This is a genomic window from Saccharomonospora iraqiensis subsp. paurometabolica YIM 90007, assembly GCF_000231035.2.
In the GTDB taxonomy this organism is placed as follows: domain Bacteria; phylum Actinomycetota; class Actinomycetes; order Mycobacteriales; family Pseudonocardiaceae; genus Saccharomonospora; species Saccharomonospora paurometabolica.
The window spans coordinates 154,897-155,830 of sequence record NZ_KI912259.1; the positions used below are offsets into that span (position 1 = coordinate 154,897).

Here is a 934-nt window from a genome sequence, read left to right on the forward strand (position 1 = left end):
GGGAGACCACCAGCGCCAGTCCCGCGCACGCGGTCGCGGCGGCGAGCACACCGACCGACTCGCGGGCCCGGGCGATCTCGGCGAGCAGCAGCGTCGCCGCACCGAGCAGCACGATCACCGGCTCCGGGCGCAGGGACGCGCCGTAGGGGAGGAACCACACCAGGTGCGCGACCAGCAGCGCCCACGGCACGGCCCGCAGCCGCGCCGCCCGGCCGAGCACGTTCGCCAGCGTCGCGCGCAGCAGGAACCAGGTCAGCAGCCCGCAGGCGACGGGGACCATCCGGATCCACCACAGCGACCAGTCGTCGGCGAGCGCGCCCCACGCCTGCTGCAGGTACTGGCTCAGCACGAAGGGACTCTCCGTGCTGTTGTCCATGTAGACGTGGTTCCCCACGAACCCGCCGGCGTCCGCGTTCCGCGCCATCAGCAGGTACCAGGAGTCGTCCATCTGCATCGGCCCGAGTACGACCCAGGCGGCGCTGACCACCACGGCGACGGCATCGGCCCAGGACCAGCGTGGCCGCCGCCACGGTTCCCGGGAGCTCCCCGGCCACCACCGCCACGCCAGGACCAGGGTCACGACCAGCAGCAGGCCGTGCGCGACCAACAGGACGATCTTCAGGGTGCCCGGGACGGACTGGTAGCGCGCGTCCGGACGGAGCTCGACCGACATTCCCGCTTTCGCCCGGTCTCCCTCTGCGGCCGTGGCCAGCTCGGAGACCTCCGGCGGCGGCAGATTCTGCCGCCCACCGATCCGGGCGCCGTCCCGCAGCACCTCGATCCCGGTGTCGTCGGCGACGACCCGGTAGACACACGCACCGGCCGGCAGTGGCTCGTCGGCGAGCAGCTCCCCGGAGGCCGCCACCAGCACCCGGCCGTCGACCGCCCCGACCCACAGGCCGTCACCGGCGCGGGCCACGGCGTCGTGCCCGGC

General features: G+C 74.1%; 1 protein-coding gene. It reads right to left on the bottom strand.

All coding sequences use genetic code 11. The annotated features are described in order from the left end of the window. A partial coding sequence (locus SACPADRAFT_RS29200; protein WP_040924693.1) for an arabinosyltransferase domain-containing protein occupies window positions 1-934 on the bottom strand: 934 nt, incomplete at both ends.